12 protein-coding genes are annotated in these 14,196 nt (G+C 73.4%); 8 read left to right on the forward strand and 4 right to left on the reverse strand.

From position 1 onward, the window contains the following. Positions 1 to 224 precede the first annotated feature (224 nt). The 4 genes from AC6I72_RS28885 to AC6I72_RS28900 all read left to right on the forward strand — a co-directional run bounded on the left by AC6I72_RS28885 (position 225) and on the right by AC6I72_RS28900 (position 4,954). Positions 225 to 1,634, forward strand: coding sequence for a M1 family metallopeptidase (locus tag AC6I72_RS28885; RefSeq protein ID WP_498004847.1), 1,410 nt, complete (start codon positions 225 to 227; stop codon positions 1,632 to 1,634). A gap of 92 nt (positions 1,635 to 1,726) precedes the next feature. Next, positions 1,727 to 2,440, forward strand: coding sequence for a response regulator transcription factor (locus tag AC6I72_RS28890; protein ID WP_498004065.1), 714 nt, complete (start codon positions 1,727 to 1,729; stop codon positions 2,438 to 2,440). Further along, positions 2,437 to 4,302 carry a sensor histidine kinase gene (locus tag AC6I72_RS28895; RefSeq protein WP_498004066.1) on the forward strand — a complete coding sequence of 622 codons (1,866 nt, stop codon included), beginning with the start codon at positions 2,437 to 2,439 and terminating at the stop codon, positions 4,300 to 4,302. The genes AC6I72_RS28890 and AC6I72_RS28895 overlap by 4 nt, the downstream gene beginning before the upstream one ends. A gap of 202 nt (positions 4,303 to 4,504) precedes the next feature. Next, positions 4,505 to 4,954 (forward strand): DUF6098 family protein, encoded by a 450-nt coding sequence (locus AC6I72_RS28900; RefSeq protein ID WP_498004067.1) that lies wholly within the window; start codon positions 4,505 to 4,507, stop codon positions 4,952 to 4,954. Positions 4,955 to 5,175: 221 nt separating this feature from the next. Here AC6I72_RS28900 and AC6I72_RS28905 read toward each other — a convergent pair whose 3' ends face one another. Next, complete coding sequence (locus AC6I72_RS28905) at positions 5,176 to 5,430, reverse strand: WhiB family transcriptional regulator (protein ID WP_498004068.1); 255 nt, start codon at positions 5,428 to 5,430, stop codon at positions 5,176 to 5,178. Between the two features lie 268 nt (positions 5,431 to 5,698). Between AC6I72_RS28905 and AC6I72_RS28910 the strand changes: the two genes are divergently transcribed. Then, positions 5,699 to 7,006 (forward strand): MFS transporter, encoded by a 1,308-nt coding sequence (locus AC6I72_RS28910; RefSeq protein ID WP_498004069.1) that lies wholly within the window; start codon positions 5,699 to 5,701, stop codon positions 7,004 to 7,006. Between the two features lie 22 nt (positions 7,007 to 7,028). On the opposite strand, the gene AC6I72_RS28915 is transcribed toward AC6I72_RS28910, so the two are convergent. Next, positions 7,029 to 7,481 (reverse strand): cyclic nucleotide-binding domain-containing protein, encoded by a 453-nt coding sequence (locus tag AC6I72_RS28915; protein WP_498004070.1) that lies wholly within the window; start codon positions 7,479 to 7,481, stop codon positions 7,029 to 7,031. 449 nt (positions 7,482 to 7,930) lie between these two features. Between AC6I72_RS28915 and AC6I72_RS28920 the strand changes: the two genes are divergently transcribed. The 3 genes from AC6I72_RS28920 to AC6I72_RS28930 all read left to right on the forward strand — a co-directional run bounded on the left by AC6I72_RS28920 (position 7,931) and on the right by AC6I72_RS28930 (position 10,179). Continuing rightward, entirely contained in the window at positions 7,931 to 8,368 is a 438-nt protein-coding gene (locus tag AC6I72_RS28920; RefSeq protein WP_498004071.1) for an ATP-binding protein, read from the forward strand. 254 nt (positions 8,369 to 8,622) lie between these two features. Further along, complete coding sequence (locus AC6I72_RS28925; RefSeq protein WP_498004072.1) at positions 8,623 to 9,489, forward strand: SigB/SigF/SigG family RNA polymerase sigma factor; 867 nt, start codon at positions 8,623 to 8,625, stop codon at positions 9,487 to 9,489. Between the two features lie 249 nt (positions 9,490 to 9,738). Then, positions 9,739 to 10,179: a hypothetical protein gene (locus AC6I72_RS28930; RefSeq protein WP_037853856.1), complete on the forward strand. Its 441-nt coding sequence runs from the start codon at positions 9,739 to 9,741 to the stop codon at positions 10,177 to 10,179. Positions 10,180 to 10,219: 40 nt separating this feature from the next. Here AC6I72_RS28930 and AC6I72_RS28935 read toward each other — a convergent pair whose 3' ends face one another. Next, positions 10,220 to 12,442, reverse strand: a complete 2,223-nt coding sequence (locus AC6I72_RS28935; protein WP_498004848.1) for an FUSC family protein — start codon at positions 12,440 to 12,442, stop codon at positions 10,220 to 10,222. 232 nt (positions 12,443 to 12,674) lie between these two features. Beyond that, positions 12,675 to 14,048 (reverse strand): NAD(P)/FAD-dependent oxidoreductase, encoded by a 1,374-nt coding sequence (locus AC6I72_RS28940; RefSeq protein WP_498004073.1) that lies wholly within the window; start codon positions 14,046 to 14,048, stop codon positions 12,675 to 12,677. Positions 14,049 to 14,196 lie beyond the last annotated feature (148 nt).

Consider the following 14,196-nt stretch of genomic DNA (forward strand, 5'->3'; position numbering starts at 1 on the left):
ACCGGTCCGGCCGGTCGCCCGGCCGAGGCCGCGGCCCGGCGGCCCGCCTGACCGGGCGCCGTGGGCCGCCCGTTCCCCAGGGCGGCGGGCGGGCCGCCGCACAGCACTGCCGCGACGCGTCAGGAGGGTTCTACTCTGGGGGCGCTTGATCACGCGCCGCCCCAGCCCCCTCGCGAGGAGACACCGTGACGCCAACCGGCAAGCACCGCCCCGCCCCACGCGCCGTGACCGCCGCCGTCCCCGTCGCGGTAGCGGCGCTGCTGGCCGCCGGCGGACCCGCTGCCGCGGGACCCGTCGGCACCCCCACCGCGCCCGCCGCATCCGCGACGGCCGGTGCCCCCGGCGCGGGCGACCCGTACTTCCCGCTCGCCGGCAACGGCGGCTACGACGTCTCCCACTACGACCTGACGCTGCGTTACGACCCCGGCAGCCGCCGGCTCGACGGCACCGCCGTCCTCACCGCCCGGGCCACCCAGCCGCTCACCCGCTTCGACCTCGACCTCAAGGGCCTGAAGGTCACCGGCGTCACCGTCGACCACGCCAGGGCGGGCCACCGGCGCGACGGCCAGGAACTCGTCGTCACCCCGCGCACCGCCCTGCGCCCGGGCCACCGCTTCCAGGTCACCGTCACCTACAGCGGCACCCCGGAGCCGGTCATCGACCCCGACGGCTCACCGGACGGCTGGATCCCCACCGACGACGGCGCCTTCGTCGCCGGGGAACCGCAGGGCGCCATGACCTGGTTCCCGGCGAACAACCACCCCCTGGACAAGGCGACGTACGACTTCACCATCACCGTCCCCCAGGGCCGCACCGCCGTGGCCAACGGCGTCTACCTCGGCAGCCGCACCGCCCACGCCCGCACCACCTACCGCTGGCGCCAGTCGGAGCCCATGGCCGCCTACCTGGCCACCGCCACCGTCGGCAGGTTCCGCATCGAGCGGTACACCACCCGCGACGGCATCCAGGTCTACAACGCCGTCGACCCGCGCGAGGCGGCCGCCGCCGCACCCGTAGTGAAGCACCTGCCGTCGGTCCTGGAATGGGAGAGCCGGCTCTTCGGGCCCTACCCGTTCCGGGCCGCCGGAGCGATCGTCGACCACGCGCCGGACGTCGGCTACGCGCTGGAGACCCAGACCAGACCCCTGTACGACTCCGCACCCGACCTCGGCACCCTCGTCCACGAGAGCGCCCACCAGTGGTTCGGCGACTCCGTCTCCCTCACCCGCTGGCAGGACATCTGGCTCAACGAGGGCTTCGCCACCTACGCCGAATGGCTCTACACCGAGCAGCACGGCGGCCCGAGCGCCCAGCAGGAGTTCGACGCGCTGTACGCCAGGCCGGCGAGCGACCGGCTGTGGGCCTTCCCGCCCGGCGACCCGGGCAGCGGCGAGAACATCTTCGCCACCCCCGTCTACGCCCGCGGCGCCATGACCCTGCACCAGCTGCGCAGGGCCGTCGGCGACCCCGCGTTCCTCCGGATCCTGCGCACCTGGGCCGCGTACCACCGCGCCGGACACGGCACCACCGCACAGTTCACCGCACTCGCCGAACGCCTCTCCGGCAAGGACCTGGACGGACTCTTCCGCACCTGGCTGGACACCCGCGGAAAGCCGGCCACGCCCCGGCCCTGACGAGTTCCTCACATGCGTCGGCCAAGGTCGACGCATGATCACCCATCGACGCCGTGCCGTCCCCGGCCCGCCGACCGCTTAGGATCCGCCAGGTGTGCGCACATGTGCTGGTCGCCGAGGACGACGAGATGCAGGCCGAACTCATACGCCGCTCCCTGGTGGGGGAGGGGCACACCGCGACCGTGGTCCACGACGGCCGGGCCGCCCTGGACGCGGCCCGGCTGCACCGGCCCGACCTGGTCGTCCTGGACCTGATGCTCCCTGGGATCGACGGCTTCGGGGTGTGCCGGGCGCTGCGCCGCGACGGCGACGTCCCGGTGCTGATGCTCACCGCCCGCTCCACCGAGGACGACATCCTGCTCGGCCTGGAACTGGGCGCGGACGACTACATGACCAAGCCCTACAGCCCGCGCGAACTGATGGCCCGCGTCCGGACCGTACTGCGCCGCAGCGGCCGGGCCGGTGAACGGCGCGAGGACCCCGTCGTGCGTGCCGCGGGGCTCGCCGTCGACCCGGTGCGGCACGAGGTGCGCTGCGAGGGACGGCCGGTGGAGTGCACCCCGGCCGAGTTCGAGATCCTGCTCGCCATGGCCGCCGAACCCGAACGGGTCTTCACCCGGCGGCAGTTGCTGCGCTGCACGCGCGGCCTGGAGCGGGCCTCGACCGAACGGGCCGTCGACGTGCACATCATGAACCTGCGCAAGAAGCTGGAGGCCGACCCGCGCAGACCGGCCCGGCTGCTGACCGTCTTCGGTGTCGGCTACAAACTGAACGGCGGCCACGAACCGGGCGACGACAGCCTGTGAGCGGGGACGCCGGCGCGCAGGGCGGCATACCGCTGCGCAAGCGGCTGCTGGTGCGCCTGCTGATCGCCTCCGTCCTCATCGCCGGCTGCTCCGTGGCCGCGACGGCCTGGCTGGCCGTGCAGACCACCACCAGCGCCCTGCGCCAGGAACAGGGCCAGGACCTCGCCGACGACGTGGCCATCCTCGCCCGGCTCAGCGGCTACGCCGCCACCCACCCCGATTGGAAGGGCGTCGGGCCCACGGTCCGCGAACTGGCCGCGCGAACCGGCCGCCGGATCGCCCTGGCCACCGGCGACCGCACCCCCCTCGCCGACTCCGCACCGCACGGCAGCCCGCTGCCGCCGAGCCCCGCCGCCACCGTCGACCCCCTGCACACCGACACCTACACCCAGCGCGGCGCCCAGCTCAGCGGCGTCGACCCGCGCGCGGTCGGACCCTATCTGCTGCCGGCCGGCGAACGCGCGACGATCGACCGGATCGCCGAGAAACGGCGGCGCTGCTTCGAGAACAACGGCGCGCCCACCACGATCCGGCACACCCCGAGCGGACGCCCCTACCTCGTCGACGCCGACGGCAGGGTGGACACCGACGTGCCCGTCGCGTGCGCCGACGGCGCCCTCAACAGTCCCACCCCCACCGAGCAGAAGGCCTGGGACGAGCTGCGGCGGCGGGTCGAGGGCTGTCTCGTACGCGCCGGCCTCGATCCGAACCTCGGCCGGTTCCTGGCCTACGGGCCCGTGCTCCCGGGCCCCGGCAGCCACTACCTGTTCAGCAAGGTCGCCAAGGGCGGCGACGAGCAGGTGCGCAAGGAGCAGCGGTGCGCCGACGACGCCTACCGCGAACAGCTCGACCCCTACGTCGCCCCCGCCGCCCAGCTCTTCCTCGGCGGCGGCGTCCGGACGGCACCCCGCTTCGTCATGTCCTCCGGCAACAAGGCCAAGGTCGTCGGAGCCGCCGGTCTCGTGCTGGCCGTCACCGTCGCCGTCACCGCGGTGGTCGCGAGCAGGCTGGTACGGCCCCTGCGTGCCCTGACCGAGGCCGCCCGGCAGCCGCCGGACCAGCACGTGAGGGTCCCGGTCACCACCCGCGACGAGACCGGCCTGCTCGCCCGGACCTTCAACGAGCTGACCGAACGCCGCGAGCGTCTGGAGGCGCAGCGCAAGGCGATGGTCAGCGACATCGCCCACGAACTGCGCAGCCCGCTCACCAACATCCGCGGCTGGCTGGAGGTGGCCCGCGACGGCCTCGTCGACCCCGACCCCGCCCTGCTCGCCTCGCTGCACGACGAGGCGCTGGTGCTCCAGCGCGTCATCGACGACCTCCAGGACCTCGCCGCCGCCGACGCCGGCACCCTGCGCCTGCACCGGGAGCCGCTCGGCGCGGGCGACCTGCTCGACCAGGTGGCCGCGGCCCACCAGGTCGCCGCCCGCACCGCCGGCGTCGCCCTGCGCACCGTGTGCGGGGACGGATTCGGCCTGGACGCCGATCCGGTGCGCATGCGGCAGGTGCTGGGCAACCTGGTGTCCAACGCGCTGCGCCACACGCCGTCGGGCGGCACCGTCACCCTGGCCGCCCGCCCGGAGGGCGACGAGGTCGTGCTCACCGTCACCGACACCGGCACGGGCATCGGGCCCGAGGACCTGCCGCACGTCTTCGACCGGTTCTGGCGGGCGGAGAAGTCGCGCAGCCGCCGCACCGGCGGCAGCGGGCTGGGCCTCGCCATCGTCCGCCAGCTGGTCGAGGCCCACGGCGGCACCGCCACCGCGGCCGGCGAACTCGGCGTCGGCAGCGTCTTCACGCTCCGCCTGCCCGCGGCCGCGGCCGGCGCACCCGGCGACGAGCCGGCCGATTCCGTGGGCTGATCTCGGGTACCCCCGCCTACGGACGCGAGGCCGGAGGGCCTGCGAGGCGAACCGGAGCCTGCTGAGAGGCGGCACGGCACACCGGGTGAGAGGGAAGCGCCCGCCGGGGCGGGACGAAAACGCCCGCCGGGGTGGGACGGAAGCGTTCGCCGGGGTGAGGCGGCAGTGCTCACCGAGGCGGGGCAGGAGGGAGACCACGACCATGAGCGCACCGGACGACCTGCCCGCCGTGCATTCGCTGACCGGCCTCGCCGCCCTCGTCGAGCGGCACACCGGCCTGTACGTCCGCTGGTCCCGGGGCCCGGCCACCGATCTGGGGGCCACCTCCAGCGTCGACGAGCTGACCGGCGTCCGCATGCCCGGCCTGTCGGCCAACCCGCTCGACGTGGAGGACTGGTGGCAGGACCGGTCCGTCGAGCTGTGGGTGGCCCGCCGCCTGTACGACTATGCGCACCTGCCGCACGACAAGGGCCCCGGTGTCCGCCCCTGGGTCCTCACGGGCCGGGAGACGGGCCGTGGCCCGGACAACGAGCCGCTGGTCGTCGACGTGCGGCCGCTGTGCTGGATCGACGCCGAGGTCATCGACGCCGCCCGGGCGGAGGTCTCCCGGCAGGAGGCCCGCTGGGGCACGCTCCGCCGCTCGGGCGGGTGAAATCCCTGCCGAACAGGCCGTCTTGCGCAGGCCGTGACCCTGGGGCGCGGTGGTCCGACGTGTCCGACGCCGGACCGGGACCGGCGCCGGCCCGGATTCCGGAACCCCGACCGAGACCGGTCAGGGGTCCGAGAACCGGACTGGCGCCGGTCGGGATCCGGAAACCCGGACCGAGACCGGTTCGGGTCCCGGTTCAGGTCCCGCTCCGGGTCTCGGACCGGTCATCCGGAACGGTGGCGGGCCGTGGCGCGGCGCCGCCTGAGCGCGCGCCGCTCGTTCTCGCTGGTCCCGCCCCACACTCCGAGGGTCTGGGCCGTGTCCAGCGCCCACTCCAGGCACTCGTCCCGGACGGGGCAGCGCCGGCACACCGCCTTGGCCTGCTCTGTCTGCACCAGCGCCGGACCGGTGGTCCCGATCGGGAAGAAGAGATCCGGATCCTCGTGGCGGCACGCGGCGTGTTCGCGCCAGTTCTCCATGAAATGTCACCTGCGATCGAAAGTCGTCCGTGCCTCGTCAACTTCGTGCTCGCCGTCGGGTCACCCGCCGCCGCGCGCTGAAACAGCGCGGGCGGCCAGGCGGCGGACCTTCGCACAATCCGCACACAGCCGAGGCGGCCCGGCACCGGGCCGGCGCCGGCCGGAACCGTCCGTCGCCTCCGTCGCCCGGAACGCGTGTGCGAGAGGTGCGGCCGGTGCTGCGATAGTTGGTCCGAACAGAAAGATGTAACGAGCAACCAGGAAGCCCGTGGACACCAGCGAGACCACCGACAGCAGCAGCCCGGCCCAGGCCGGCGGCGGCCCGGACACCGGGGAGGCCCGGCGGGGCTGGCGCCGCTGGGCGATGGACACCCGTCCGCTGCGCCGCCCCGCCTACCGCAGGCTGTGGTCCTCCACCATCGTCACCGCGGTCGGCAGCCAGCTCACCGCCGTCGCCGTGCCCAAGCAGATCTACGACATCACCGGCTCCTCGGCGTGGGTCGGCTACGCGAGCCTCGCGGGTCTGGTGCCGATGGTCGTCTTCGCGCTGTGGGGCGGCGCCGTCGCCGACACCGTGGACCGCCGCAAGCTGCTGCTCGTGACCAACTGCGGCATCGCCGTCACCTCGCTGCTGTTCTGGGTGCAGGCCCTGACTCGGCTGGACTCGGTGGCGGTCCTCATGGTGCTGCTCGCCCTCCAGCAGGCCTTCTTCGGGCTCAACTCCCCGGCCCGCAACGCCTCCATCGCCCGCCTGGTGCCCGAGGAGGAGCTGCCCGCGGCCAACGCGCTGGGCTCCACCGTCATGCAGACCGGGCTGGTCGCGGGACCGCTGCTGGCGGGTGCGCTGATACCCGTCGTCGGACTGCCCGAGCTGTACCTCGCCGACGCCGTGGCCCTGTGCGTGACGGTGTGGGCGGTGTGGCGGCTGCCGTCGCTGCCGCCGCTGACGGGCACGGACCGGCGGCGCGCCGGGGTGCGCGAGATCGCGGCCGGGTTCCGCTACATCTCGGGGCACAAGGTGCTGCTGCTGTCCTTCCTCGCGGACATCATCGCCATGGTCTTCGGGATGCCCCGCGCCCTGTTCCCGCAGCTCGCCGCCGAGACCTTCGCCCCCTACGGGGAAGGTCTCGCGCTGGGACTGCTGTTCGCGGCGGTCCCCATCGGCGCGGTGGCCGGCGGCCTGTTCTCCGGCACCTTCTCCCGGGCGCGCCGGCACGGCTGGATGGTGATCGGCGCGGTCACCGCCTGGGGCGTCGCCGTCGCGGGGGCCGGCCTGAGCCGCAACCTGTGGATCGCGGTGGCGTTCCTGGCCGCCGCCGGAGTGGCCGACATGATCTCCATGGTGTTCCGCGGCGCGATCCTGCTGTCCGCCGCCACCGACGAGATGCGCGGCCGGATGCAGGGGGTGTTCACGGTCGTCGTGGCGGGCGGACCCCGCCTGGCCGACGTCCTGCACGGCACGGCCGGCTCGGCGTTCGGACCGCGCGCGGCCGTGGCCGGCGGCGGGCTGCTCGTCGTCGTCCTGATGCTGGGACTGGCCGCCGCCGTACCGGCGCTGCGCCGCTACCGCATCTGAGGCGGGCCTTTCGAGACACGCCCTAGATCTTCCGCCGGGGGATCGTGTACTGCTCCAGCAGCCTGCTCCGGGTCGTCTCCAGCCGGTTGGCCAGGATCTCCGCGACGGTGCGCACCAGGGACAGTCCCAGCAGCGGATCCTCCACGGACAGGGCCAGTACCGCCGCACCGTCGAACTCGTAGGCGCGGACCCGGCTGAACGCCTCGGCGCCGAAGTCCCACTCGTAGGGCGGGAAGAGCCACGACCAGCCGAGCAGGTCCCCCGCGCCCAGGCTCGCCACGGTGACCCTGCGGGTCGGTGTGACCTGCTGGTCGAGGTGGACGGCGCCGGAGCGGATCACCCAGAAGCGGTCGGCGGTGCCTCCCGCCTCGAAGATCCTGGTGTCCTCCGGGAAGGACACCTCCCGCGCGACTTCCATCAGGCGGTCGCGCTGTTTGTGGGGGAGGGCGGTGAGCAGTTTTATCGCTTTGGTCATGACCGGGACTCCTCACCGGCGTTCGGTTCCGCGCATCTGCCTACGCCCATTCCAGCGGCTGCGGGCACGCGGGGCACCTCGGCGGACGAGGACGTGAAGAAGCCCTGGCTGGACGGGGGAGGCCAGCCAGGGCCGTATGCGGCGGCGTCCAGGAGACCGCTGCGGGGTCGACCCCGGCGCCGCGTATGCATGAACAGTAAACCATTTTCGGTCGTTCTCCTCGGTCGAGAAGGGTCCGAGTGACCGGTTTCACTCGTTTTCATCCCCAGATGAACCGCATGTTCACGCCACGCACCCTCCAGGCGTGACAGGGGCGCCTGACCGGCCGCCCGCCGCCGCCGGATGTTTGGGCCCGCCCGCGAGGGCTAGCCGGACGGGGAGGCCGGCGGAGTCCGTTCCGCACGGAGAACCCTCACCACGCAGGGAGCGAGGAACAGGGGAGCGGAGAGATGCCCGAGAAGCACAGGACCACCCCGGTCATGGAGCCGCCGTCCGGCGCGGCCCGGTCCGAGGCGTGCAGGCCGGCCGACGCCCGGCAGGCCGTGGCGGACGTGATCACCGCATGCTGCCGCGCCGGTCATCCGCCGTGCGACGCGCACGCCGTCTCGGACGCCCAGCTCGTCGCCTCCGAACTCACGACCAACGCCATCCTGCACGGCGGCGGCGTGACCGACTTCCACGTCGACGTCGTCGGACCCGAGGTCCGGGTCTGCGTGAGCGACCGCAGTGACCGGCTCCCGGTGGCCCGGCCCCCGACGGACCCGCAGGGCCGCTTCCGCAGCGGCGGGCACGGCTGGCCGATCGTGTGCCGGCTGGCACGTGACGTGCAGGTCCGCGACCTTCCCGCCGGCGGGAAGTGCATCAGCGCCGTGGTGCCCCTGACCTGAAGGCGCGGGGCCCGGAAGACGCGCCGGCCGTCGTGGAAAGCGCCCGCGCACGCCGGGAGCGTTGCCCGCTGCAAAGAAATCCGTGAAGCGGAGTTTGTTCCTCCCACCCCAGGGCAGACGGAATTTCGTGCTTCGGACCGGAGGCGCGCCAGCGGGAGCGGCACGGGTGCTCCGGAGGCCCTTCGGATCGCCCCGGGCGAGTGCCCCGCCTCCCGCGGTACATCCCTGAAACCACCGTTCAGGAGCGATTCCGCATGCTGATCGACATATCGACAAGCCGTTCCGGCACCCCCGAGGACCAGGCCGCTCCCACGCGGCGCCAGCACGACGACGCACCCGAGACCGAGGCCCTCTTCCGACGCCTGGCGGCTCTGCCGGAGGGGCCCGAACGGGACTCGGTCCGCGACGAACTCGTGACCGCCTGGCTCCCCATGGCCCACCGCATCGCGGGCCGCTTCCGCGACCGCGGCGAGTCGATCGAGGACCTGCGGCAGGTGGCGGCACTGGGCCTGGTCAAGGCCATCGACCGGTTCGACCCGGACCGGGGTGCCTTCGAGAGCTACGCCGTGCCGACCATCACCGGCGAGGTGAAGCGGCACTTCCGGGACCGGATGTGGGCGCTGCGCGTGCCCCGCCGGGTCCAGGAACTGCGCAACAAGGTGCGCGTGGCCCGCCGCGAACTCACCCAGAACCCCGGCAGCCCCGAGCCCTCCATCGCGGCGGTCGCCGCCCACACCGGACTGACGGAGGAAGAGGTCAGCACGGGTATGGAGGCCCTGGACAGCTTCAGCACCCTCTCCCTGGACGCGGAGATGTCGTCCGGCGCCGACGGCTACAGTCTCGCGGACACGCTGGGCGCGGCGGACTCCTCGTACGACGTCGTCGTGGACCGCGAGTCGGCCAAGGAGGGGCTGCGCAGGCTTCCCGAACGCGAACGCGCCATCCTCTACATGCGCTTCTTCGAGGACATGACCCAGAGCCGCATCGCCGACCGGCTCGGCATCTCGCAGATGCACGTCTCCCGGCTCATCAGCCGCAGCTGCGCCCGGGTCCGGGACGAGGTCCTCGCGGAACGCACCGCCCGCCGCACGCACGGCCCCCGCCCCGGCGCCCCCCGCTGACCGGCCGGACCCGAAGGCCGCGTTGCGTCACCTCCGGACCGGCCGGAGAGCGCGTCGCGTCCCTCCGGACCGACCGGCCCCCGCCGCCTCCGTCCCCGCTGCCCACGGACCGCCCACCCCACGCCGCACGGCCCGCAGCCGTGCGGCGTGAGGCGGGTGGTCCGTGCTGTCGCGCCCGCTCTCCCGCAGGCCGGCGGCCGGAAAGGGCCGGCCGGGTCTGAGAGCGCCCGGCCGGGGAACACGGGGGAGATGGACAAAGACGAGCTTCCGCCCGACGACCGGGCCGTGGAGGTGTACCTCGACCTGCTGCGGATCCGGATGCCCGAGGACGACTACGAGCTTCTGCTCACCGTCGTCGACCCGGTGCTGCGCGCCATACACGAACAGGGAGAGCAAGGCGTGCCCACCACGGACTTCCCGCTGGACGGGCCGCAGACACAGGGGCTGCCGCAGCAGATACGCGACGAGGCGGCCCTGGTCATCGCCACCGCGGTCACGGGGCGCCTGGACAACGAGCTGGTCGTCCTGGACATCGAGGAGACCGGCCCCGTCCGGGTCGTCACCGACGCCACCACTGCCGCCGACCCGGCGCGCCTGACGGAGATCGCCGACTACATCCGCGACCGGCACCGGGAGACCGAGGAACTGCGCGGCATCGCCGCCGCCAGTGACCTGCCGACCGACTTTTGAGACCCGGCGCCGGCCGCTGCCCGCGCCCCCGCTGCCGTCCTCACCGCTTGGAGGTCGGCACCTTGACACCCAGCGGCCGGGCGAGGCCCACCACGGCCTCGTCCAGGCGCTGGAGGTGCCGCAGCACCCGGTCGGTGATCCGGCCGTAGCGGGGCGTGCCGGGAGCGGCGCCCGACTCCAGGAGTGACGCGATGCTCGGGCCGGTCTCGATCTCGGGGGCCTGCTGCTCACCCGCCACGTGCGCGGTGAGCGCCGCGATGTTGTGCGTGATGCGGCGGCAGGCCTGGCGCAGCCGTGGATCCGCCGCTATCGACGGATGCGTGGGCAGCAGCTCGGCCGTCGCCGCCAGCGACCGCGCGTGGTACGCGCACGTCTCCAGCAGGGCCAGGAGGTACTGGGCGGTGTTGCGCCGCGCCCGCAGCGGCGTGATCGGGTGGGTCAGCGGCTGGACGGCCCCCCGCAGATCGCTCAGCGCCTGGTCCAGGTCGCGCGCCTGGTCCAGGAGGTCGGCCTGCCGCCCGCCGCTCAGCTGGTCCACGGCGGTGCCGGTCACGTCGTAGAGCCGTTCGAGGACCGTGACGAGCAGCTCGTCCGTACGCCGGTCGGTGTGCACCGGCAGGACCACGGCCGCCGCGATGATCCCGCAGGCCGCGCCCAGCGCCGTCTCCTCGATGCGCAGCAGCAGCACCGACAGGCTGTAGGTGTGCAGCAGCGTGTACAGCAGGCCCAGCGCCGCCGTGACGAAGAACGACATCAGCGTGTACGACAGCGGCGCGGTGTAGAACATCGCGAAGACGAAGAGCAGCACCAGGGCCAGCGCCGGCCAGGTGTGCGGCCCGACCAGACCGGCCAGCACGATACCGGCCACCACGCCGAGCACGGTGCCCAGCAGCCTGCGGTAGCCCTTGACCAGGATCTCGCCCGTGGACGAGGTGTTGATGAAGACGATCCAGCAGGTCAGCACCGCCCAGTACCAGCGCTGGCTGGAGAGGAACTCGCCTCCCACGATGGCCAGCGACGAGCCCAGCGCCACCTGCACCGCGGCCCGTGTGGTGGGCCGCCGCAGACCGGTGGCGGGCTCCTCCAGGGCCTCCTCGCCCGCCTCGGCGCCCTCGATGGCGGCGTCCTCGGCGTCCAGCTCCTCCCGCGAGCGGGTGGTGGCCGGGGTGTCGTCGGACTCGTCCTGCGGTGCGCCCAGCGCGGTCCGCAGGCCCAGTACCGCGCGGGCGGCCTCGCCGATGCCGCGGAAGACGTCCTGCACGGCGGCCGACGCGGCCGGCAGGTTCTCCTCCTCGCGGTAGCCCAGGAGCCGGTTGCGCACATGCGTCATGGCCGTCCCGCCGCCCTCGCCGACGGGCCGCAGCACCAGCATGCGCAGCGCCCCCAGATCGCGGCGCAGGGTGTCCGTGGCCTCCTCGCGCACCGGCAGCCTGCCGTGCGAGGGGACGGGGGCGCCGGGCAGGTGGAGCGTGAGCGTGTCGGTGCGTTCGCTGCTGCGGGCGTTCAGCAGGAGCAGTCCCAGTCGTTCGGCGGCGATCTCGGCGCCCGCGATGCGCCGCTGCACCAGCCGGGCCACGGCCTCGTCGGAGGTGCCCTGCTCCAGCCGCCCCTGGATCATGAGGGCCGTCTCGTGCAGCCGGGCGGTGCCCTCGCGCACCGCCTCCAGGGCCTTGTCCGCCTCGTCGGGTCCGGCGTCCAGCAGCTCCAGCTGCGCCGACACCAACTGGGCCAGCCGCACCCGGAACGCCTCGCGCAGCCGCAGCAGGATGCCCGCCGGGGTCTCGTAGACGATCACGAACCGCATCAGGGCGCTGGAGGCGAACGCGAGGGCGACGACGACGTACAGGGACAGCAGCGTGTGCGCGGTGGCGCCCACGAACAGCGACATGAAGTAGACCTGGAAGCCGATCAGGCCCAGCGCGTTGCCGCGGTCGCCGAAGCGGCGGCTGTAGACGGCGCAGAAGATCAGTGCGACGAAGAAGACGTCGCCGGCGATCACGCGTGAGTTGAGCAGCGCTCCCAGGGACACGGACGCCAGCGCCACCGGGAGGCCGAGCGCGAGCGTCACGGCCTGCTGGGAGCGCTGTTTCTCGCGGATGGCGAAGGTGGCCGCCATCGACGCGATCGCGCCGGCCACGAGATGCGGCACCGGGACGCGCAGCGCGCCCAGCACGGCCAGGGTCAGCGCTATCGATCCGGCCGTCCTGGACCCCGCGGCCAGCCTCAGCAGCCCGGGATCGGACGCCGCGACGCGATCCCGCAGCCGTGCCCAGACCGACCCCTCCGCTGCACTCACGCCGCCGTACTCTCTCCCGATCCCCGTGGACCTTCGTGATGATCCGTTTCTCCAGCATCGCACGCCGCGGCCGGACCGCTCCTCGCGGCCCGGCCGGGCGCGGCGGTGCGCCGCCCGCGTGGCGTCACCCTGCTCGCGTGGTGTCACTCCGCCCGGGGCGGCGCCGCTGCGCGAGCAGGGCCGCTCCGCGGCGGCCGGGTCACAACGCCCGGCTGCGTGACTTCTCCACGTGCTCCTGCACCTGCTGTGCGGTCATGTATGCGTCCGTGTACTCGAAGTCCTTCAGCTTGGCCGGCTTGCGGGCCTGGAAGCCGGTGCGGACGAAGTCGTCGCCGGCGACCGCGTTGAGCAGCCAGTTGGTGCCGACCCTCACCTTGGCGACGTTGGTGCGCAGCGCACCCAGGTGATAGCCGCGGGCCACCGCCTGGGCGGGCACCCCGTGCAGTTCGACACCCAGCGGCTTGGCGACCGCGTCCGCGCCGCCCAGGTCCACCACGAGGCCCAGATCCTTGTGCTCGTAGGGCTGCATGGGCTGGTGGCGCAGCGAGGCGACGAGGTTGGCCGCGACCCGCTTGCCCTGCCGGGAGGCGTGCTGGGCGGTCGGCGGGCAGACCGCGCCGTCGTCCTTGGCGAGGTCCGGCACGGCGGCGGCGTCGCCGAGCGCGAAGACGCCGTCGTAGCCGGGCAGGCACATCTCGGCGGTCACCGCGAGCCGGCCCCTGACCGTGTCCGCGCCGAGGGTGGCGATGAGCGGGCTCGCCACCACGCCCGCCGTCCAGATCAGGGTGTGGGTGGGCACCACCCGGCCGTCGGTGAAGGTGACCTCCTCCGGGCCCGCCTTGGCGATCGAGACGCCCAGCGAGATCTCGATGCCCCGCCGGCGCAGGTCCTCCTGGGCGCTGCGGCCCAGCTTGTCGCCCAGCTCCGGCATCAGCTTGGGGGCGATGTCGATCAGGTGCCATTTGATCAGCGCCGGGTCGAGCCGCGGGTAGCGCTTGACGGCGGCGTGCGTCAGGCGCTGCAGGCAGGCCGCGGTCTCGGTGCCGGCGTAGCCGCCGCCGACGACCACGAACTGGAGCCGCGCGGCCTGCTCGGCCGGGTCGTCGCTGGCGTCGGCCAGGTCGAGCTGGGTGATGACGTGGTCGCGGACGTAGGCGGCCTCGGCGAGCGTCTTCATGCCGAAGGCGTGGTCGGTGAGACCGGGGATGTCGAAGGTACGGGTGATGCTGCCGGGGGCCAGCACGATGTAGTCGTACGGCTCGTCGACGATCCGGTCGGTGATGGTACGGATGACGCAGACCTTGGCCTTCAGGTCCACGCCGATGGCGCCGCCCGGAATGATCCGGGTGCGGTACTTCTTGCTGCGGCGCAGCGAGACGGCGATCGACTGCGGCGTCAGCACGCCGGAGGCGACCTGGGGCAGCAGCGGCAGATACAGCTGGTAGGCGAACGGCGTCACCAGGGTGACGTCGGCCTCGCTGGGCGAGAGGGTGCGTTCCAGACGGCGGACGCACTCCACGCCGGCGAAACCTGCGCCGACCACCAGGATCCTGGGTCGTGTCACGGTGTTCATCCCTTCTGCGGCTCCAGGCGGTATGCCTCGACGTCAAGCGCCTGCCCCTGGATCGCTGCTTCGCACCTCTTCGCTCCCGCCGTGCCGCCGGTCCTCCTCCGCCCGGCCGGGCACGACGGCCGCCCACACGTGTCGATCACCACCATGC

Source organism: Streptomyces sp. Xyl84 (assembly GCF_059731885.1).

What these genes read in the sequence shown, in the direction of transcription:
- AC6I72_RS28900 (WP_498004067.1), top strand. Translation starts at nt 4,505, where the DNA reads ATGAGCGCACCGGACGACCTGCCCGCCGTGCATTCGCTGACCGGCCTC.
- AC6I72_RS28905 (WP_498004068.1), bottom strand. Translation starts at nt 5,430, where the DNA reads ATGGAGAACTGGCGCGAACACGCCGCGTGCCGCCACGAGGATCCGGAT.
- AC6I72_RS28915 (WP_498004070.1), bottom strand. Translation starts at nt 7,481, where the DNA reads ATGACCAAAGCGATAAAACTGCTCACCGCCCTCCCCCACAAACAGCGC.
- AC6I72_RS28920 (WP_498004071.1), top strand. Translation starts at nt 7,931, where the DNA reads ATGCCCGAGAAGCACAGGACCACCCCGGTCATGGAGCCGCCGTCCGGC.
- AC6I72_RS28925 (WP_498004072.1), top strand. Translation starts at nt 8,623, where the DNA reads ATGCTGATCGACATATCGACAAGCCGTTCCGGCACCCCCGAGGACCAG.
- AC6I72_RS28930 (WP_037853856.1), top strand. Translation starts at nt 9,739, where the DNA reads ATGGACAAAGACGAGCTTCCGCCCGACGACCGGGCCGTGGAGGTGTAC.
- AC6I72_RS28940 (WP_498004073.1), bottom strand. Translation starts at nt 14,048, where the DNA reads ATGAACACCGTGACACGACCCAGGATCCTGGTGGTCGGCGCAGGTTTC.